This window comes from Rhizobium sp. ERR 1071 (genome assembly GCF_007828675.1).
Taxonomy (GTDB): Bacteria; Pseudomonadota; Alphaproteobacteria; order Rhizobiales; family Rhizobiaceae; genus Rhizobium; species Rhizobium dioscoreae.
Genome location: NZ_VITM01000014.1, coordinates 36,849 through 55,428 on the forward strand (window position 1 = coordinate 36,849; position 18,580 = coordinate 55,428).

17 protein-coding genes and 1 pseudogene are annotated in these 18,580 nt (G+C 59.9%); 14 read left to right on the forward strand and 4 right to left on the reverse strand.

Features of this window, described 5'->3' with window-relative positions:
* Nucleotides 1-46: 46 nt before the first annotated feature.
* A pseudogene (locus tag FBZ99_RS33935) lies at nt 47-187 on the reverse strand (IS6 family transposase); the annotation flags it as partial.
* A 626-nt stretch (nt 188-813) separates the two neighbouring features.
* Between FBZ99_RS33935 and FBZ99_RS29280 the strand changes: the two are divergent.
* A complete protein-coding gene (locus FBZ99_RS29280; protein ID WP_145636405.1) occupies nt 814-1,962 on the forward strand; it encodes a GGDEF domain-containing protein in 1,149 nt (382 codons plus the stop codon).
* A 262-nt stretch (nt 1,963-2,224) separates the two neighbouring features.
* On the forward strand, nt 2,225-3,646 hold the full coding sequence (locus tag FBZ99_RS29285) for an ISNCY family transposase (RefSeq protein WP_145636407.1): 1,422 nt from the start codon (nt 2,225-2,227) through the stop codon (nt 3,644-3,646).
* 6 nt (nt 3,647-3,652) lie between these two features.
* Here FBZ99_RS29285 and FBZ99_RS29290 read toward each other — a convergent pair whose 3' ends face one another.
* Nucleotides 3,653-4,390, reverse strand: a complete 738-nt coding sequence (locus FBZ99_RS29290; RefSeq protein ID WP_145636409.1) for a hypothetical protein — start codon at nt 4,388-4,390, stop codon at nt 3,653-3,655.
* A 389-nt stretch (nt 4,391-4,779) separates the two neighbouring features.
* Nucleotides 4,780-5,946 (reverse strand): IS110-like element ISRel9 family transposase, encoded by a 1,167-nt coding sequence (locus FBZ99_RS29295; RefSeq protein ID WP_011053406.1) that lies wholly within the window; start codon nt 5,944-5,946, stop codon nt 4,780-4,782.
* A 384-nt stretch (nt 5,947-6,330) separates the two neighbouring features.
* Between FBZ99_RS29295 and FBZ99_RS29300 the strand changes: the two genes are divergently transcribed.
* A complete protein-coding gene (locus tag FBZ99_RS29300; protein ID WP_145636411.1) occupies nt 6,331-6,627 on the forward strand; it encodes a type II toxin-antitoxin system TacA family antitoxin in 297 nt (98 codons plus the stop codon).
* The gene (locus FBZ99_RS29305) at nt 6,624-7,121 is read left to right on the forward strand and encodes a GNAT family N-acetyltransferase (RefSeq protein WP_145636415.1); all 498 of its coding nucleotides are present in this window, start codon (nt 6,624-6,626) and stop codon (nt 7,119-7,121) included. Before FBZ99_RS29300 ends, FBZ99_RS29305 begins: the two co-directional genes overlap by 4 nt.
* A gap of 154 nt (nt 7,122-7,275) precedes the next feature.
* Here the strand turns inward: FBZ99_RS29305 and FBZ99_RS29310 are convergent, their stop codons facing one another.
* The gene (locus tag FBZ99_RS29310; protein ID WP_145636417.1) at nt 7,276-9,099 is read right to left on the reverse strand and encodes a XylR N-terminal domain-containing protein; all 1,824 of its coding nucleotides are present in this window, start codon (nt 9,097-9,099) and stop codon (nt 7,276-7,278) included.
* A gap of 141 nt (nt 9,100-9,240) precedes the next feature.
* Between FBZ99_RS29310 and FBZ99_RS29315 the strand changes: the two genes are divergently transcribed.
* From FBZ99_RS29315 to FBZ99_RS29360, 10 genes are all read left to right on the forward strand, one after another.
* Nucleotides 9,241-10,059, forward strand: coding sequence for an SDR family NAD(P)-dependent oxidoreductase (locus FBZ99_RS29315; RefSeq protein ID WP_112341950.1), 819 nt, complete (start codon nt 9,241-9,243; stop codon nt 10,057-10,059).
* A 69-nt stretch (nt 10,060-10,128) separates the two neighbouring features.
* A complete protein-coding gene (locus FBZ99_RS29320; RefSeq protein ID WP_233790213.1) occupies nt 10,129-11,430 on the forward strand; it encodes an ABC transporter substrate-binding protein in 1,302 nt (433 codons plus the stop codon).
* A gap of 131 nt (nt 11,431-11,561) precedes the next feature.
* On the forward strand, nt 11,562-12,290 hold the full coding sequence (locus FBZ99_RS29325; RefSeq protein ID WP_113396038.1) for an ABC transporter ATP-binding protein: 729 nt from the start codon (nt 11,562-11,564) through the stop codon (nt 12,288-12,290).
* A complete protein-coding gene (locus FBZ99_RS29330) occupies nt 12,287-13,015 on the forward strand; it encodes an ABC transporter ATP-binding protein (RefSeq protein WP_113396037.1) in 729 nt (242 codons plus the stop codon). The genes FBZ99_RS29325 and FBZ99_RS29330 overlap by 4 nt, the downstream gene beginning before the upstream one ends.
* Nucleotides 13,002-13,859 carry a branched-chain amino acid ABC transporter permease gene (locus tag FBZ99_RS29335; RefSeq protein ID WP_113396036.1) on the forward strand — a complete coding sequence of 286 codons (858 nt, stop codon included), beginning with the start codon at nt 13,002-13,004 and terminating at the stop codon, nt 13,857-13,859. The genes FBZ99_RS29330 and FBZ99_RS29335 overlap by 14 nt, the downstream gene beginning before the upstream one ends.
* A gap of 3 nt (nt 13,860-13,862) precedes the next feature.
* Entirely contained in the window at nt 13,863-14,900 is a 1,038-nt protein-coding gene (locus FBZ99_RS29340) for a branched-chain amino acid ABC transporter permease (protein ID WP_246661223.1), read from the forward strand.
* Nucleotides 14,897-15,937 (forward strand): zinc-dependent alcohol dehydrogenase, encoded by a 1,041-nt coding sequence (locus tag FBZ99_RS29345; protein ID WP_145636419.1) that lies wholly within the window; start codon nt 14,897-14,899, stop codon nt 15,935-15,937. Before FBZ99_RS29340 ends, FBZ99_RS29345 begins: the two co-directional genes overlap by 4 nt.
* Nucleotides 15,934-16,713: an alpha/beta fold hydrolase gene (locus FBZ99_RS29350; protein WP_113396034.1), complete on the forward strand. Its 780-nt coding sequence runs from the start codon at nt 15,934-15,936 to the stop codon at nt 16,711-16,713. The genes FBZ99_RS29345 and FBZ99_RS29350 overlap by 4 nt, the downstream gene beginning before the upstream one ends.
* A 43-nt stretch (nt 16,714-16,756) precedes the next feature.
* Nucleotides 16,757-17,983, forward strand: a complete 1,227-nt coding sequence (locus FBZ99_RS29355) for an acyl-CoA dehydrogenase (RefSeq protein ID WP_113396033.1) — start codon at nt 16,757-16,759, stop codon at nt 17,981-17,983.
* A complete protein-coding gene (locus FBZ99_RS29360; protein WP_233790218.1) occupies nt 17,980-18,576 on the forward strand; it encodes a flavin reductase family protein in 597 nt (198 codons plus the stop codon). The genes FBZ99_RS29355 and FBZ99_RS29360 overlap by 4 nt, the downstream gene beginning before the upstream one ends.
* The last annotated feature ends 4 nt before the right edge of the window (nt 18,577-18,580 follow it).

The window sequence follows — 18,580 nt, forward strand, 5'->3', positions numbered from 1 at the left end:
ATGTCAGTTATACGACTGGAGCCATGCGAAGGGATTGCGATTGAAATCAAGCTGCCGCGCCGGTCACAGCCTTCGACTGCGCTATAGCGCGGATTCGATGAATGTGTATGGCAAGGGCGGAGTGCTTCTGGTGGGACGGGACGAAGTGATTTCTGATTGCTATTGAGTATCGCGAGATACTCATTTGGCGGTGGTTGCTTTCGCCACGATCCACGCGTGATGTAGGCGAGATCGCAGTCGTCCAGAGCCGCGACTGGTTGACCACGAGATTGCCGATCGTCGTCACGATGACGTCCTCACCGGGAGACTGGAACTCCCGGCGATAGATCGGTCCGCCCGCCATACTTAGTTGGACGCCCTGGTGAAGCGCGAGGTCCGACAGAGCTTCGATAACCGCGACCGCAGGCTCCAAGATCAAGGTAGGGCCCAATCTGCAAACAGTTCATCTCTTCGACAATTCGGGAATAGCGATCCGTTGAAGGTCGCGTGGTGCGCCAAGACACCGGATATGAGAATCTCTGTCGCCTAGCTCAGCGTTTCGCCACCAGATATCTCCATTTGCGATATGCAATTAAAGGCAGATTGCGCGGCATCGCCAAAACTACAATAGCGCAGCCGATATGTTATCACGGCTGCGAACTGCAAGTATCCGAGGATGGGAGTGTTTGAATGCGAGGACCTCATGCTCTTCGTTGAAGCAAAAGTCTGTCACGTTCGCAAATTGTAGAAGAAAATTCCAAATAGCGGTCGGTGTTCGCAAAAGATTCAACAATAGCGGATACGGGAGCGTCGACGAACAACCTTTGGTGTTGAATGGCTACTCAACTGGACCTCCCGACTGTCCTCTTCCTGCAGAAGACGTCCTATATAGCGGGTGCTATGACCTTAAGCTATCTGCGGCTAACCTCCACCGAGAGCCCAGGGGTCGGGCTTCTCGCGGTGAGCTTCTTAGTCCTTGCGGCGGGCGCGACGTTGGCAGGATATGCAGAACTTTATCCGGCGCTTTACGGGGCTCTCAGCCTCATCAACATCGCATTGGCCGTGTTGGGATACTGTCTTTTGAGCTTGGCATTCGTTTTGATCAGCAATCCGGCCCGCACGTTCAATCTATGGCTTATATTCGTGCCGGCAGTTGGGACTTTGGTGGCGGGACTGATAACGGATTTTCATCTGAACAATACCTACCGGGCAGCAACCTTTACATTACTTGGTTGTTTGACCATGGCTGCGGCGGCAGGGATCGTGTACCGCGACGCGTCTCACGAGCCGCTACCGATCCGTAAACTGGTTGCCGGAATACTTGCGGCTTCCAGCATGCTCTCATTGATCATGGGAACGGAGTTCTCCTTTCACACTTTCCCACTACTGGGTGTGGTCGACGGCTTTTCTCTGATGATCCTGTCCAAGTTTGTGCTTGCCATTGCAATCGTGATTTTCATAAACGAGCGCCAGCACGTCGCGATTAAAAATCTGGCTGATCGCGACCCTCTGACAGGGCTCTATAATCGTCGCTCATTTAATGCGAAAGCACCAAGCGAGCCACAGGAGGGCGACGCCGTTCTGTTTCTGGATATAGATCACTTCAAACAGCTGAACGATCGTTTCGGACACGCCATCGGGGATCAAGTTCTTTCGATGATGGCGCGGGCGGTAGAGTCGATCTTGCCGGCATCGGCTTTATTCGCACGCCAAGGTGGGGAAGAGTTTGTCGTTTTCCTTCCGGCAAGCGTGGGAGATGCCGTACTCCATGCGGAGCGGATCCGCAAAACAGTGGCAGACCTTCGCTTTCCGACCATCGGCGCCGACCTCACGGTGACCACAAGCGTCGGCATTGCGAGAGCAGGTCATCAAGGGGATACCCTCTCGGATCTTTGTCGCGAAGCCGACCGAGCACTGTACCTGGCGAAAGCTCGTGGGCGAAATCGGGTGTGTGACGCTGACCGTGAACAGGCTTGGGTATGAAATTCACGTTCAGTTCGACGCAAGGAACGAGATATCCTGAAAATGATCGCGGGCTCTGGTTCACCTGTATGCGGCGCGATTCATGCAAAGTTCCATAAATTAGACTATGCCGGATCGGATTGTAGCGGCTATTTAGTAATGCGACAGTTGGGCCAGTTAGAGATGCGACAGTCTTGCCTCTCGACGCACTGGTCAAAGCCAACGTCGGGAGCAAGGATGACGACCTTCAGCCTGGTCGAGACCATGAGCGGTCGGAGTCGTCATGTCCTTTATGATCACCATGTCGCAGAAAGAATTGCATCGCCTCGAACTCATCCAGAAGATCCGCGACGAACGCCTGAGCGTTGTCCAGGCTGCCGAACAGCTCGACCTCAGTCGAAGTCAGGTCCATCGGCTGCTGCAGGCCTATGACCGGGATGGTCCGGCTGGCCTTGTTTCCAAGAAGCGATCGCGCCCGAGCAACCGGCGCCGTAGCGAGGCGTTTCGCAATGCGGCGCTGGATCTGATCCGCGAACGCTATCTGGATTTCGGTCCGACGCTGGCACGTGAGAAGCTGATCGAGTTGCATCGGATCTCTGTCGCCAAGGAGACGCTGCGACAATGGATGACCGAGGCTGGTATCTGGGTCTCGCGCAGAGAACGCAAAAAACGGATTTTCCAGCCACGCGGCCGACGTGATTGCTTTGGCGAACTGGTGCAGATCGATGGGTCTCATCATTGTTGGTTCGAGAACCGCGGCCCCAAATGCGCCCTACTCGTCTATATCGACGATGCCACTGGAAAGCTCTTACATCTTCGCTTTGCTGGCTCGGAGAATACGTTCGACTATCTGCATGCGACGAAGGCTTATCTGCAGCAATGGGGCAAACCGCTGGCCTTCTACATTGACAAGCACGGCGTCTTTCGTTCGACCCATGCGTCGGAGAAGGACCGGACGAGCGGCCTGACACAATTCGGCCGGGCGCTTTATGAGCTGAACATCGACATCATCTGTGCCAATACCCCGCAGGCCAAAGGCCGTGTGGAACGTGCGAACCAGACATTGCAGGATCGGCTGGTCAAGGAGATGCGGCTTCGCGGCATCGACACGATCGAGGAAGCCAACGGCTATGCGGCTGAGTTCATTACGGATTTCAACGCACGTTTCGGCAAACAGCCGCGCAATCCGAAGGACATGCACCGGCCGTTGGCCGATCACGAGAACCTTGATGGCGCCATGTGCCGCAAGGAAGTCCGCACGCTGTCGCAGGCTTTGACGCTACGCTACGACAAGGTGCTGTTCATTCTCGATCCGACCGACGTTTCCAGACCCTTGGCCGGCCAAAAGGTGATTGTTTGCGATTATCCGGACGGTCGCCTCGAGATCATGCACGAGAGCTTTGCCCTACCCTACAGAACCTTTGACAAGCTGCGGTCGGTCCATCGGCCGGAAGTCGTCGACAACAAGCGTCTGGACGACATGCTGTCAATCGTCGCCGAGATGCAGGCTGGACGACAACAGCAGCGGAGCAAGAGCGGCCCTCGCCGCACCGGACAGACGGATCATATGTTCGGCATTCGGGACGGCAGCACAGCCAACGGCTATCAGAAGCGAGGCCGCAAGCCGAGGACAGATTACATGAACGATCCGGCGGTGATTGCGCGGCGAGAGAAAGCGTTGTTGCGGCAACCAACGGCGGAATAAAGATCGTCAGTGCACGCCGATGTCGCTTTGTGTATCTGATTCCAGCTGCAGGCAGGCGGACCAAAGCGGCGTCTTGTGGAAGGCTCCGTCTTGAAGAAGCGTGAGCCCTTCTCGTGCCTCATAAAGCAGGCCCAGCCAGCACAGGCGCCGAAGGACACCATATTGGAGATCGGATTTTAGCTCCCAGGCTTCCAGGGTCATTTCGGTGTCGGACAGAGGTGCCATGTCTGGATAGAGGATCTTCACGACCTCCAATGGCGTGCAGCCCTCTCTCGCCTTGATATTGAGAAGATTGAGGAACATGCGCCACCAAGGTAACCGAGCTTGGACCTCTTCTTTGCGCTCGGTGGCGTGGACATAGGAATAGAGATAATCCGTGGCGACGCGATCGAAGAAGGCTTGCGGACTCATCAGGAACTCGCGGCCACGTCTGGTTGGCAGCAGCACATCCTTTTTCCGGCGAAGCAGCTTCAGATGACGGGTCATGTCGCGCACGACCCAGAGCGGCGGCATGTCGCTTTCGTTCAGCACTTTGTTCATGCTGTAGAGGTCTTGGGGCGTAAAGTCGGGCCAGAGGAAGTTCACAGCGGCCCAATGAACGAATTTGCGGTTCATGGCGCCGGTTGCCGTCAATCCTATGCCACCTTCACCGTCAGCATAAGCAACAGCAAGAAGCATGCCGCGAATAAGTGGCGACAGCGCGGCGACATCGACGTCACCCTGCAGTTTGATTTCCGGAAGCATCGTTGCGCTTTGATCCCTACTCGCCCCATGCGGTGCAAACGAGTATCAGCCGGCGATAGAAGAATTGCTACTGAGAAAGCTCACATGAGGATTTCGCCGTCAAGTTCAATCATAGTTTCATAGCTTGCCTTTTCGATTTTGTATCGAACCCATGGTCTGAGCCACCTTGCATGACGCGGCACGTTTCCGTCACCGGTTCAAACTCACATACGGTCGCCGTTTTGCCCGGCAGCACCATTATCCCGCTTTCGTAGCGGCAAGGCTCAGGAGAACGGGACCAATCTAAAGCGCGGCATTTAAAGCCCGACTTTGAGGCGGTTCGCTCACCTGGATCCGCCAGGAGTGATCAGTCCTGGAAGATTTGTGTATTCGGCAATCTTTTGGGGTCGTCAGGCGGTCTTCATGACAGCCCCCTCGATGACAACACCCGCAGTGACAAACTTCCACAGCGCGATAAGGAGTTTGCGCGCCAGGGCCACTATCGCGGCTTTCTTTAAGCGTCCACCATTCGACTGAACCCGATCCACAAACCAACGGCTAAGCGCTGATGCTGGCTGATTGCGTAGCCACAACCAAGACAGTTGGATCATCGTAGTGCGCAGCCGAGGGTTTCCTGCCTTTGAGACACCCTGTTCGTGGTCGATGGTCCCGCTCATCCATGGGGTTGGTGTCAAACCTGCATAGGCGGCAATCTGCCGCCGATTATCAAAATGCCGGGACAGGGCTTCGGTCCAAAGAACGGCGGCAAATTCAGCGCCAACACCCTTTAAGGACAGCAGCATCGCTGCGGGCGAGGTTGCCTCAACCGCTGGCTGCTCGTCCATCGATAGGAGAGAATTACGCTCGCTCTCCACTGCAGCGATCTGTTCCAGCAGCAACTCGAGACGGTCGAGTTCGCGATTGATTTGAGCCTTCAGGTGTTTCGGTAACTCGCGCCCATCTCCGGTCTGGAGTTCCTCCAGCCGCTGACGGCGATCCTTACGGAGCGGTTGATAGCCGCTGACGCCTTGAGCGAAGAGTAGCCCCTTCACGCGATTGACATGCCTGACCCGCTCAGCAATCAAAACTTTGCGTTCCCGGCAAATCCGACGCCGATCTTCGTCCTTCGGATCTGGCGCTCTGACCATCGCACAGACGCGAGGCTCGCCGCGCTTGAACGCAAGCAATGTGCGCGTCAGAGCCTCTCCATCGATCTTGTCGGTCTTCGCACGCCGACGTCGACGGGAAGTCGCGATCGAAGCTGCGTCGACGACGTAACTCTCGATGCCGTGAGTCTCCAGCACGCGGTGGATCCAGAAGCCGTCCAATCCTGCCTCTTGGATCGTCACGATGGGAAATAACTTCCCTGTTCTCAACCGCGCCTTCTGTTGTAGCTGCTCAAATCGATCCAGCAGCTCGGCTACATTGCCACCGGCCACTACGTGCTTCGACATCTTCTCGCCACTGCCCGGCGACAACGAAGTGATCAACCAGGTCGATCGGCTCAGTTCCAATGATACAAAAATTGCGCCAAGATCAATGCGGACAGCGGTCGGATGAATGGATGCAGGTTCCATAAACTGCTCCTCCTGAGCGAGTGTTTTGATGCAACCTCACTCTGCCAGAGCGGCGGCCGCTGTTCACTCCTCATGGGATCTAAAGCCGAAGGGGAGCTTCATTACCCGCCCCCGCTCCGCCCTTTCAACCCGGCCCAGCCGGTCGGACCGGGGGCTGATCGTCAGAACAAGAAGACCCTGTTGTCGCGCTTCTAACCGGCTGACCACGTCGCAGCCCTATCCAGCTTTGACAACAACGCTCCGCTTAATTAAGAGACCGGTTTTCAATCGCTTAGCGCATTAAGCGCCGCGAAAATTGGATTGCGCGAAATATTAACGACAATATCTATACGAGCCTTGTAAAGATATTGTCGTTACGCTATATGGGGGCAAAAGGAGTTTCCAATGCCGACCTCACATACAAGCAAAAGCCCGGACGCAAGCGTACCACTGAATATGCGCATCAAGCCTGCGACCCGCAACTTGATTGATCGCGCCGCTGAGTTGCTTGGTAAAACGCGAACGGATTTCATGCTGGAGGCGTCCGAGCGCCGAGCAGAGGAAGTGCTGCTCGACCGCACTATCTTCACGGTAAGTCCCGAAACCTATGCTGAATATCTTGCTCGGCTCGATGCACCCACGCAGCCCAATGAGCGTTTAGCACGCACCATGTCGACCAAAGCACCGTGGGATGAGGCGTGACACTCAGCGCACCGACTCCTCTCGCCGATCATCATCAGCTGGCCGAGTTTAATTCCGGTGTCCTTGAGTTGGACGACTGGTTGCGACGTCGCGCGCGTTCTAATCAAACGAGCGGCGCATCGCGGACCTTCGTCGTGTGCGAGGAGAGCCGCGTCATTGCCTATTACGCGCTCGCTTCCGGCGCTGTCAAACAGCCGGAAGCGCCTGGCCGTTTTCGGCGCAATATGCCAGATCCAATTCCGGTCGCTGTGCTTGGTCGCCTCGCCATTGATCAGTCCTACCAGGGGCGTGGTCTCGGCAGGGCATTAGTGCGCGATGCGGGCCTGCGCCTGCTCAATGCCGCTGAAGTACTTGGCATCCGAGGCATGCTGGTTCATGCGATTTCAGATGACGCACGAGCCTTCTATGAGGCCGTGGGCTTTCTGTCTTCTCCGTCCGACCCCATGATGCTGATGGTCGGATTGCATGACCTCAATCAGGCGCTGAACCCTTAAGCGAAACTCATCAGTAATTTCGGTTGGATGCATTCTATCTCTGCTCTAAGTCGCTGTATTTGCGGCAGAAGGTCCCGGACCTCAAATGAGGCCGCGGGTTCGATTCCGCTCAAGAGCGAGACATTCGACAGGAGGGCAATGCCTGTCGAATGGGCTATCCTAGCAGTTCTTCATCACCTGTGGCTTTGCGTTGCCGAGTATTTTCTACGCGGTATGCGAATTGTGCTCTAGTCAGTCCAAGCATACGAGCGGCGGCGGAAAGATTTCCATGCGCCCGATCCAAGGCCGCGGTGTATAGTGCCTGTTCAAGAGTACTGAGTGAAAATCCTTCGGATTCTAACAATTGATTGGGATCGGTCGGCGTTCCCCTGTATTCGTGGCTGTTGCTGCTCCCCGAACTGATAGCGAAGCGTGTCAGTTGAGCTTCGATCTGTGCAGCGGAAATCGTTGTATTGTTGGTCTTTGTGTCGAGCACGGCGACAAGTACGTTACGCATCTGGCGCAGGTTTCCTGGCCAGAGTTCTGCCTCAATCAACTCCTCGGCCGCCGCTTCGAAGCGGAGAGGCTCGAGGCTCATTCGATCCGCAAGCACCGGCAACATCGAGCGCGCCAACGCCACTCGCTCGCCTTCCCTTTCACTTAATGTCGGCATGCGAACGGTTATCGGGGAGAGAACGGAAAAAAGTTCTTTTAGAGAGCCTTGCTCCTTCGTTGCAAAGCATTGGTCAGCGACCGCGACGACGCGCGGTCCACCAGTCGCGATGCCTTCCTCGATTGCGCGGGCGAAGTGGTGCTGGACGTCGTGGGGTATAGTTTCCACAGCGTCGATGACGATCATCTCGCGATGGGATGTTCGTCGGGTTGCCTTCATCGGCCGTGCGACCTCGGCGCAAAGCGCAAGGTCGACCTGCACCCCAACCAAGCGTCGCAGATCGGTCGCAGACGCAGCAGACCTGCGGTGCAGATAGCGCGCCGCTATACCGCGTCCCGTCCCCGGTGCACCCGTTAGCAGCACGGGCAGGGTTGTGGCCGCGAGGCGGTCGAGTTTGTCGCGGACCGGCATCAGGATCAGGTTGTCGAGGCTGGAGAAGGACGTGTCGGTGGCGCGCGCGGCGCTGCCGCGCGAGGCGGGAGCGGGGCTGATGTCGTCGGCAACATCGATACGTTCGCGGAAAAGCGTCACTTCTGGATCATTGAGGCCCCAGCCATCGGCTGGTTTTCCGACCACTCGGCAATGGCTGTGGCCCTGCGCGGCACATTCGATCTCCTTGTACACGATCAGCGTGTCAAAGAACTCGCTGGCATAACCCGAGGCGTAGCCAAGCTGCGTCCAGCAGACGGATTCGGATGCCAGTCGCGTCTTACTGAACTCGGCGGCTTCGACGCTGTCGCGCCAAAGGAATTCGGCAGAAAATCGCTTCTTGCGGAAGTCGTAGGAGTTGAAGACAGTCTCTACGCGCACCACGCCGCTAAAAGTGTGTAGCCGCGTTCCGGCCGTGAATGCGTCACCTATGTCCAGATTTGGCCAGCCGGCGCGCACGAAGCGTGCGTCCGAGCGGCCGGACATGAAGCCCAGGCGCAAAAGGAAGACGCGCGCCTCTTTCTCGCCGAGCAACCGCACAAGTTCCCGCCTCAGATCGGAAAGGGCGGACGCGCGCTGCATGACGATGCGTGCGCCATTCAGCTGGATCGTTCCGTCATTGGGATTGAAGACCAAGCTGGAGAGAAGCTGCCGGACGGTTGGATTGCCGCCTCGATCCAGCATCCTAGAAGATTCGACCAATCCCTGCATCAAGACCTCTTCCGCGCAGCGAGCCGTTTGGCGATCCTTTCTCGGACGCCGATTTATCATTTCATCAAGTCGCTTCATCTTTTCAGTAAGCGATTGCCTTGGCAAGCCACGTATGTGGGAGCGCGCATCCCAAAAAATACCGTTGTATTTCAACATATTGGAGTTTGGTCGAGAAACTTCTTTCATTCCCCCGCCTGCGTGTTTGACAGGCGGTCGGGAGTTCTCGTCCTAATGAACCAGTTCTGCTGCGTCGGGGAGGGCAAGGCAGAATGGAGGAAGTTCGGGCCGAGGCTCCGGCATGCCATCCTCGACGGCACGGGAGGAAAGATGACGAGCTTGCAGGATATGTTCGACGTTCGTGGCAAATCGGTCATCGTGACCGGCGGCGCGAGCGGCATAGGGCGGGCCTATGCGGAAGTGATGGCGGATAACGGTGCTCGTGTCTGCATCTTCGATATGGATGGCGAAAATCTCGACCGTGTCGTGGCGGAAATCGCCCGACATGGAGCTGACGTTTGCGGTCTGGAGATCGATGTCTCGGATCGGCCGGCCATGGCGGCGGCTTTCGACGCGGTAGCAGAGCGTCAGGGACGGATCGACATCGTCTTTGCAAATGCGGGCATCGATGCTGGGCCTGGCTTCCTGTCGACGACAGGTGAGCGGCTCCAAGGCGGCGCCATCGATGTTCTCGACGATCATCACTGGGATCGGGTGATCGAGGTCAATCTCTCTTCGGTCTACACAACCGTCAAGCATGCGGCCCGGCACATGAAAGCGACGGGGGGCGGTCGTATCATCGTGACCTCCTCGATCGCTGCCCAGATCAATGAGGCGATCGTTGGCACGCCCTACATGCCAGCCAAGGCCGGCGTAGACCATTTCGTGCGCCAGATGGCGATGGAATTGGGCCAATTCGGCATTCTCATCAATTGCATCTCGCCTGGTCCCTTCATGACCAATATCGCCGGCGGCAGGCTGCGGATACCGGCGGATCGCAAGGCCTTCGAACAGCAATCGCTGATCGGGCGGATTGGCGATCCCGAGGACATCAAGGGGCTTGCTCTCTATCTCGCGTCGCCGTGCTCGTCCTACGTCACGGGCAGCCAGATTGTCATTGACGGAGGTTCGATGCACCGCATCAAGTAAATGAACTTCGCCGGATGCGGGAGGAGGAAATCGCAGCCGGCGAATGAGCTTCAGAGGGAGGATAAAATAATGGAATCGAAAAGCAGTTTGTCGATGCCTTCTCGCCGCACGGTGCTGAAGGGAATAGGCGCCGGCCTTGCCGCCTCGGCGCTCGGTGCGCCGACGATTGCCCGCGCGCAATCGGCCGGCACGATCAAGGTCGGCTTCATCACGCCGGCGACCGGGCCCCTTGCCCTTTTCGGTGAGACCGACGGCTGGGCTCTGGAAAAGGTCAAGGCGCAGCTCAAGAATGGTCTGGAGACGGCGGCCGGCCACTACGATGTCGAATTCCTGATCCGCGACAGTCAGTCGGACCCCAACAAGTCGGCGGAAGTCGCCGGCGATCTCATTCTCAATGAGGGCGTTCACCTGCTGCTGCCGGCGTCTACGACCGATACGGTAAGCCCTGCTGCCGATCAGGCCGAACTCAACGAATGCCCCTGCATTTCGACAGGCGCGCCTTGGCAGGCGGTCATCTTCCCGCGTGGAGGCAAGGACAAGCCGTTCAAATGGACCTATCACTTCTTCTGGGGCCTGGACGAAGCGCTGAACACCTATGTCGGCCTCTGGAACACGCTGGACAGCAACCGCAAGGTCGGCATGCTGTTTCCGCAGAACGCCGATGGTGAGACATGGGGCAACATGGATTATGGCCTGCCTGCACCCACCAAGAAAGCCGGCTTCGAGATCGTCGTTCCCGGCTTCTTCCAGCCGCGCACCAACGATTTTTCGGCGCAGATCACGGCTTTCAAGCAAGCCGACTGCGATATCATCGGCGGTATTGCCTATCCGGCCGATCTGAAGACCTTCGTCAACCAGTGCGCCCAGCAGGGCTATAAGCCGAAGGCGATCACGGTCGCGGCTGCATTGCTCTTCGCCTCGGGCGTGGAAGCCATGGGCTCGCTCGGGGAGGGCATGTCTTCGGAAGTTTGGTGGACCCCCGCCTTTCCCTTCAAGTCGACGCTGACCGGTCAGGTGAGCCGCGATCTTGCCGACCAGTGGGAAGCGGAAAAGAAGAAGCAGTGGACGCAGCCACTCGGCTACAGCCATGCCATCCTCGAAGTGGCGATCGACATTCTCAAGCGCTCCAAGAACCCACTCGACCGCACCGCCAATCTCGAGGCGGTTGTCGCCACCAACACGCAAACGTTGATCGGGCCAGTCAATTTTGCCAAGGGACCGCATCAGAACGTGGCGACCTCGCCGATTTTCGGCGGGCAATGGGTCAAGGGCGACAAATGGCCGTATGATCTGAAGATCGTCGACAATACCGTCAACAAGCTCTTCCAGCCGGAGCGCAAGATCGTGCCGCTGCCCTGGCGGACTGCCTGAACAAGGCGTGAAGCCAAGGCAAAGCGAGATACCGCCCCTGCTTGATGCGATCGGGCCGGGACGGATCGGACGGAGGATCGAAGGGCGCGCCCAAACGCGCCGCCGGCATTAAAAGGCCGGGGTGGAGGAGCATGGAAAACGGCGTACTACTCGAGGCACGCGACCTCAGCAAATCGTTCGGGGCTCTCAAGGTCCTGCACGAGGTGAGTTTTGCGGTCGGCGCTGGCGAGGTTCTGGGCATTGTCGGCCCGAATGGTGCCGGCAAGACAACCCTATTCAACCTGATCAGCGGCGACATGCGTGTCGATGGCGGTGAGTTGGTCTTTGACGGCCAGAAACTCGTTGGTCAGCCGCCCTATCGCCGCTGCAAAATCGGCATTGGCCGGACCTACCAGATCCCGCGTCCCTATGTCGGTATGACGACCTTCGAAAACCTCCTCGTCGCCGCGTTTTTCGGCAGCGGCACCAAGGATGCCGAGAGCTATCAGCGCTGCGCAGAGATCCTCAAGGCCTGCGAGTTGTCCGACAAGGCGAACCGTTCGGCCGGCTCGCTGACGCTGCTCGATCGTAAGCGGCTGGAACTGGCGCGTGCGCTTGCCTCGTCGCCAAAGCTCCTGTTGCTCGACGAAATTGCCGGTGGGCTTACCGATGAGGAGGGTAGGGCGCTCGTCTCGCTTATTCGCCGCATCCGCGACAGCGGGGTCACTATTGTCTGGATCGAACATGTGCTGCACGCGCTGCTCGCCGTCGCCGACCGCATGCTGGTGCTGAATTTCGGGGAGAAGATCGCAGAAGGTGTGCCGGCCGAAGTCATCCAAAGTCCGGAGGTGCGAAGGGTCTATATGGGGGTCGAGGCATGAGCGCAGCACTGCTTTCCACACATGGACTGGTCGCCCGCTACGGCGATTTTCAGGCTCTTTACGGTATCGACTTCGAGATTGCCGCGGGCGAGGTCGTCGCCCTGATCGGGGCAAACGGTGCCGGCAAGTCGACGCTTCTGAAATCGATCATGGGCCTTCTGAGCGTTGCGCCGGGCATGGTGCAGCTCGAGGGACGGCCGGTCGGCGGCGCCAAGCCGCACCGGATGGTGGCCGATGGCGTGGCGATCGTGCCCGAGGGCCGTCGCCTCTTTGTCGGCATGTCTGTCATCGACAATCTGCGCGTCGCTATCGACCATGCCGGCAAATCCGCCGCCAATGGCTGGACGCTGGAGCGCCTGTTCGCGCTCTTTCCGGTCCTGAAGGAAAAGCAGGCCGTGCCTGTGCAGTCCCTGTCCGGTGGACAGCAGCAGATGGTGGCGATTGGCAGGGCGCTGCTCAGCCAGCCGCGCGTACTTCTATGCGACGAAATCAGCCTGGGCCTCGCGCCGAAGGTGGTGAAGGAAATCTACCAGGCGCTGCCGTCGATCTGTGAAACAGGTACGGCGATCGTGTTGGTGGAGCAGGACGTCGGGCTCGCCCGCTCCTCGTCGAACCGGCTCTACTGCATGCTCGAAGGCCGCGTCAGCCTTACCGGCCGATCAGCTGATATCTCGCGCGAAGCGATTGGCGAAGCGTATTTCGGAGGGGCCCATGCTGTGGCTTGACGGCCTTGTCCAGGGCATTCTTCTCGGCGGTCTCTATGCCCAATATGCGCTCGGTATGGCGCTGATGTTCGGCGTCATGCGCGTCGTCAACATCACCCATGGCGACCTGGTGATCCTCCTGGCGCTGATCGGCATCAGCCTGGCTACCACATTCTCGCTCGGCCCGTGGTCGGTGCTGGTGATCCTCGTGGTGCTTGGGGCCATCATCGGCGTCATCCTGCAGCGACTCATCCTCAACCGCGTCGTCGGCGCCGATCCGCTTCCCTCGCTGATCGCCACCTTCGGGCTCTCCATCGCCCTGCAGAACGCCATGCTGCAGATATGGTCGGCCGACACCCGCTCGCTAGGCGGCGGCGACATCGTGCATGCCTCCTTCCAACTCGGGCCGCTCTTCGTCGGCGTCTTGCCAGTGATCGTGCTTCTGACGGCTACCGTGCTGACCGGCGGCCTCGATGTCGCGTTGCGCTCGACACGCTTTGGCCGTGCCCTGCGCGCAGCTTCGGCCGATGTGGAAGCCGCGGCGCTGACAGGTGTCAACCCGAAGACGGTCTATACCGGGGCAACGGCAATCGCTGTCGCGATCCTCGGATTTGCCGCGGTCTTCCAGTCGTTGCGTTCGACCGTGGCGCCTGCCGACGGGGCCTTCCAGCTGATCTACGCCTTCGAGGCTGTCATCATCGGCGGCATGGGGTCGATCTGGGGTGCCTTCCTCGGAGCGATGGCGCTCGGGGTCAGCCAGTCGGTGGGATTCCGCATCGACCCCGGCTTCGGCATCCTCGCCGGCCACCTCGTTTTTCTGATCATCCTCGCCCTGCGTCCCCAGGGCTTCCTAGGAAGGGGTTGAGCCGTGACCAATGCCTTCGCCGCCCGCTTGACCGATGCCGTCCCGCGGCCCGCCGTGCGCGTACAGCGCCAGACGCGCTCGAGCCTGATTGCACTCGTTATCAGCGTCGCGCTGCTCGCGGCTGTCGCTTCGATGCCGCTCTGGGCAAGCCAGGGCCTCATCCGCGATGTCGTTGAACTATGCTGCTACATCACCGTCGCGCAGATGTGGAACCTGCTCGCCGGTTATGGTGGCCTCGTCTCCGTCGGCCAGCAGGCCTTCGTCGGTACGGCCGCTTATGCAATGTTCATCATGGCGCAGCTTTGGGGCTTAAGCCCCTTCCTTGCCGTGCCTTTGTCGGTCATCGCACCGGCGATACTGGCGGCACTTACCTATGGCCTGCTGCATCGGCTCGATGGCCCATATTTCGCTATCGGCACCTGGGTGGTGGCGGAAGTCATGCGCCTTGCCACGTCCGTCTTCAGCTATGTCAATGCCGGCGCCGGCATGAGCCTGCGTGTCATGTCCAGCTATACGCCCACTGAACGCGCAATCGGCATTTCGGTACTGGCGGCGCTGATGCTGCTTGTCGCCGTCGGCGGCAGCTATCTGCTATTGCGTTCGCGCTATGGCTTGGCGCTGGTCGCCGTGCGAGACAATCCGATTGCCGCGGCAAGCCAGGGCGTCAATGTGGGCCTCCTGAAATTCCTGATCTGGGTTGCCGCCGCCATCGGCACTGGCCTTGCCGGTGCCATCTACTTCATGGCGCAGCTGCGCATAACGCCACCGGCCGCCTATAGCCCCACCTGGGCGAATGTGGCGATCTTCATCGTCATGGTGGGCGGGCTCGGCTCGCTCGAAGGGGTGCTGATCGGCGCGCTTGTCTATTTTGTCGCCGACCGCCTGTTCGGACAGTACGGCGCCACCTATCTCGTCGTCCTCGGGCTACTCACCCTCGTCATGGCGCTTTTTGCCCGCGGCGGTCTCTGGGGATTGATCCAGAAGGCGACAAACGCCTCCTGGTTCCCGACGAGGCGCACGCTTCTGGAGGACCCGCGATGAGGGCGGCACTGTTCGAGGCAGTCGGACGACCCCTGGATGTCAAAACGATCGAAACGCCGCAGCCCGGCGCTGACGAGCTATTGCTCCGCGTTGCCGCCTGCGGTATTTGCGGTTCCGACCTGCACATGACGGAAGATCCCGAAACCTTCGCGCTCAAAAGAGGCGGCGTCCTCGGCCATGAAATTTCTGGCGAAGTGGTGACCTGCGGCGCTGAGGTCGCGAATTTCAAAACCGGCGACCGGGTTGCCGTCGCACCGATGCGCGGCTGCGGCCACTGCGACAGCTGCTCGCGCGGCGAACCCGCGTGGTGCGCCGAGATGCGGCTGATCGGCGGCGGCTATGCCGAATTCGTCACCGTCGCTGCCCGTCAGTGCCGCCGGTTGCCGGACGATTTGCCGACCGAGGAGGGGGCTCTGGCCGAACCGGTTGCAGTCGGCCTGCATGCGGTCATGCGTTCGGGGCTGAAGCCGGGCAACCGCGTGCTGATTCTCGGTGCAGGCCCCATCGGTCTTCTTGTCGCCTTCTGGGCGAGGCGGCTGGGGGCGGCCCATGTCGTCATCGCCGATCTGAACCGCCACCAAGCAGAGCGTGCCGGCGAAATCGGCGCCACCGGCTTCGCACTCTCCGGGGAGGGTCTGGCAGAGGAGTTTCGCGCATTGACCGGTGGCGTACCGGACATCGTCTTTGAATGCGTCGGCAAACGCGGGTTGATCGATGCTGCCTGCCGGCTGGTACGCGTGCATGGCACGGTGGTCGCGGTTGGCCTCTGCGTCGGCGGCGACACATGGGACCCGTTCGCGGCGATTTCCAAGGAAATACAGGTGATCTTCGCCGTGTTCTTCACCATGGCGGAGTTCGACATGGCGCTGCAGGCGCTCAGTCCTGGCCGCCATCGGCCGCAGGCGCTGGTGACCGGCCGGATCGGTCTTGCCGCCGTGCCAGAGGCATTCGAAGCGCTCAAGCGACGCACCACGCAATGCAAGGTGCTGATTACGCCCGCGGTCGGCTGGAACGGCATAGGAGGAGGTTTGGAATGAATTTCGAAACGGTGCATTACGACATCGAAGGTGTTGCGACCGCTGTACGCGTCATCGGCAAAGGCCCGGCCGTGCTCGCGCTGCATGGCGCCGCCACCATCGAAGGCACGGAATGGGCGCGGGGTCTCGCCGATCGCTTCCGCGTCTACTTGCCCTATCATCCCGGCTTCGGCGACAGCGGCGAAGCGCCGGATATTACCGGCATGCAGGATATCATTGTCCACAACCTGCATCTGGTCGCCGCCCTTGGCCTCGATCGGCCGCATCTCGTCGGCCACTCCATGGGCGGTTGGATGGCTGCCGAAATGGCCGTCGTCGCAGGCGAGCGTTTCGGCAGGCTGGTGCTGAATGCGCCGGCTGGCCTCAACGATCCAGATCATCCTGGCGCCGACCTGCCGGCGATCGCGCCCGAGGCGCTACCCGGCTATCTCGCGCATAATATCGACGTTGCCTTGCGCTATTTTCCGGGCGGAGCCGAATGCCCGCCACTCGACGCCTTCCTTGCCGCCCGCGAAAAGGAGGCGCAGGCGCTCGGCAACATCGTCAAGGCCCACGGCATGGGCCATCCCAATCTCCGCCGCTGGCTTTCCCGCATCCCGAACGAGACACTGATCGTCTGGGGCGAGAAGGACCGAATGCTGCCCGCGTCGCAGGCGCCGCTCTGGGAAAAACGCATTCCAAACGCCCACACCTTCATGGTGCCGGATGTCGGCCATTTCGCCATGCAGGAGGACCCGCGCGTGGTGACCGCCATCGGCGATTTCCTCGCCGGCTGAGACAGCTTGCCGCGAGAACACACCAGATTGTCAGGAGGAACAGATGAACGCACCTTTGAAACATGGCGCCGGGTATTGGGGCACCAAGACAAACTTCGCCAGCCTTCTCGAGCATATCAGCAAGATCGGCCCGATTCTTGAAGAGAATGCCGTGGCTACCGAAAAGCTCGGTAGGCTGAACGAGCCTACTTTCGAGGCGCTGAAGCCGCTTCGTATGTCGCACATCTTCGCGACCGAAGAACTCGGCGGCGCACAGCTTTCGCCGACACAAGGCCTGCAGTTGATCGAGGCCATCACCTACCACAGCGGCGCTGCCGGCTGGGTGTCGATGGTGCATGCCTGCATCGGGGCGATGTCCGCCGCCTTCCTGCCCGACACCGCGATCTCACGGCTCTTCGGCGGTGGCACCGACAACCGCTTTTCGGGTCAGGGCACACCGACCGGCATGCTGAAGAAGGTCGATGGCGGCTATTTGTTGAACGGCAAATGGTCCTATGCAAGCGGTATTCACCACGCCACGTTCACCCATACCGCCGCCCTGCTCGACGACGGCAACGGCCATCCGGCCAAGGATGAGAATGGTAACGTCGTGGTGCTGTGCGCCCACGCGCCGGTCGGCGAGCATGGACTGCTCGGCAATTGGAACGTGCTCGGCCTGCAGGGAACCGGCAGCATCGACTACGACGCCAAGGATGTCTTCATCGCCGACGACATGGTTTTCCCGATCATGACCGCCGAGCCGCAGCGCCAGAAGGAATTCTTCAGCCTCGGCGTCGTCGGGCTGGCTGCCATCGGCCATTCGGGCTGGGCGATCGGCGCATCCCGCCGCATGCTCGATGAAATGGCCAAGTTCGCCGTGACCAAAACCGGTCGCGCCGGCATGCTCGGCGAGAGCGATAAATTCTGGTTCGATTACGGCCGTGCGGAAGCTCGCGCGCGCGCCGCCCGCGCCTTCTTGTTTGAGGTCTGGCGCGACGTGGAGGCCTCGATCGAGGCGGGGAACCGGGTATCTACGCGGCAGATCACCCTCGTGCATCTCGCCAAGTCGGAAGTGCACGAGGCGGGCGTCGATGCCTGCCACTTCGTCTACCGCGCAGCCGGTGGTGCGTCGCTGCGCGACGGCGTGATGCAGCGCACTTACCGCGAGATGCTGGTGGCGGCCAACCATTTCACGATCAACACCAACATTGTCGGTGCCGCCGGCCGCGAGATCGGCGGGCTGTGGAGCGATCGCGTCTGGCAGTTCTACGACCTGGTGGAGAAGAAATGATGGCGCAGTCCGGAAAGCAGGAGCGTGAAGCTCCGGCGACGGTCGCTGCCGGCGTGACGGAGGCTTTCATGATGGCCTTCCGCCATCATCCGGCGGGCGTTGCCATCATCACCGCCGATCCGGGTGACGGGCCGGTGGCCCTGACGGTAAGCTCGCTGATCTCAATCAGTGCCTCGCCGCCGATGGTGGCTTTCTCGCTGTCGGATAATTCCTCCAGCGCGCACGCCGTGCGTCGGGCGCAGACGGTGGTCGTGCATTTCGTGCGACGCAGCGATAGGGAGCTTGCCCGGCTCTGCGCCACCAGCGGCAGGGATCGTTTCGGGCCGGATGTGCGCTGGGCGCGGTTCGAAAGCGGCGAACCTTATTATCCGGATGTCGGCCTCTGGTTCCGGGCAGCGGTTCGCGGACTGTTTCCGCTCCCCGGCGCCTGTCTGGTCTCAGCCGAACTCCTTGAGGCCTCTCCTGGGGCGCACGAGGAGCGCCGGGATGACGCCTTGGTCTATGCCAACCGCGCCTGGCACGGACTGCGCCCGATGGCCGATGCCGGCTTGGCGCCGTTGTTCCTATGGCCGGACGATTCTGCAACATTTTGAAGAA

Coding starts and splice junctions, on each gene's coding strand:
- FBZ99_RS29290 (WP_145636409.1), bottom strand. CDS start 4,390: ATGCTTCCGGAAATCAAACTGCAGGGTGACGTCGATGTCGCCGCGCTG.
- FBZ99_RS29335 (WP_113396036.1), top strand. CDS start 13,002: ATGCTGTGGCTTGACGGCCTTGTCCAGGGCATTCTTCTCGGCGGTCTC.
- FBZ99_RS29280 (WP_145636405.1), top strand. CDS start 814: ATGGCTACTCAACTGGACCTCCCGACTGTCCTCTTCCTGCAGAAGACG.
- FBZ99_RS29325 (WP_113396038.1), top strand. CDS start 11,562: ATGGAAAACGGCGTACTACTCGAGGCACGCGACCTCAGCAAATCGTTC.
- FBZ99_RS29315 (WP_112341950.1), top strand. CDS start 9,241: ATGACGAGCTTGCAGGATATGTTCGACGTTCGTGGCAAATCGGTCATC.
- FBZ99_RS29330 (WP_113396037.1), top strand. CDS start 12,287: ATGAGCGCAGCACTGCTTTCCACACATGGACTGGTCGCCCGCTACGGC.
- FBZ99_RS29320 (WP_233790213.1), top strand. CDS start 10,129: ATGGAATCGAAAAGCAGTTTGTCGATGCCTTCTCGCCGCACGGTGCTG.
- FBZ99_RS29300 (WP_145636411.1), top strand. CDS start 6,331: ATGCCGACCTCACATACAAGCAAAAGCCCGGACGCAAGCGTACCACTG.
- FBZ99_RS29350 (WP_113396034.1), top strand. CDS start 15,934: ATGAATTTCGAAACGGTGCATTACGACATCGAAGGTGTTGCGACCGCT.
- FBZ99_RS29360 (WP_233790218.1), top strand. CDS start 17,980: ATGATGGCGCAGTCCGGAAAGCAGGAGCGTGAAGCTCCGGCGACGGTC.
- FBZ99_RS29310 (WP_145636417.1), bottom strand. CDS start 9,099: ATGAAAGAAGTTTCTCGACCAAACTCCAATATGTTGAAATACAACGGT.
- FBZ99_RS29345 (WP_145636419.1), top strand. CDS start 14,897: ATGAGGGCGGCACTGTTCGAGGCAGTCGGACGACCCCTGGATGTCAAA.
- FBZ99_RS29355 (WP_113396033.1), top strand. CDS start 16,757: ATGAACGCACCTTTGAAACATGGCGCCGGGTATTGGGGCACCAAGACA.
- FBZ99_RS29285 (WP_145636407.1), top strand. CDS start 2,225: ATGTCCTTTATGATCACCATGTCGCAGAAAGAATTGCATCGCCTCGAA.
- FBZ99_RS29295 (WP_011053406.1), bottom strand. CDS start 5,946: ATGGAACCTGCATCCATTCATCCGACCGCTGTCCGCATTGATCTTGGC.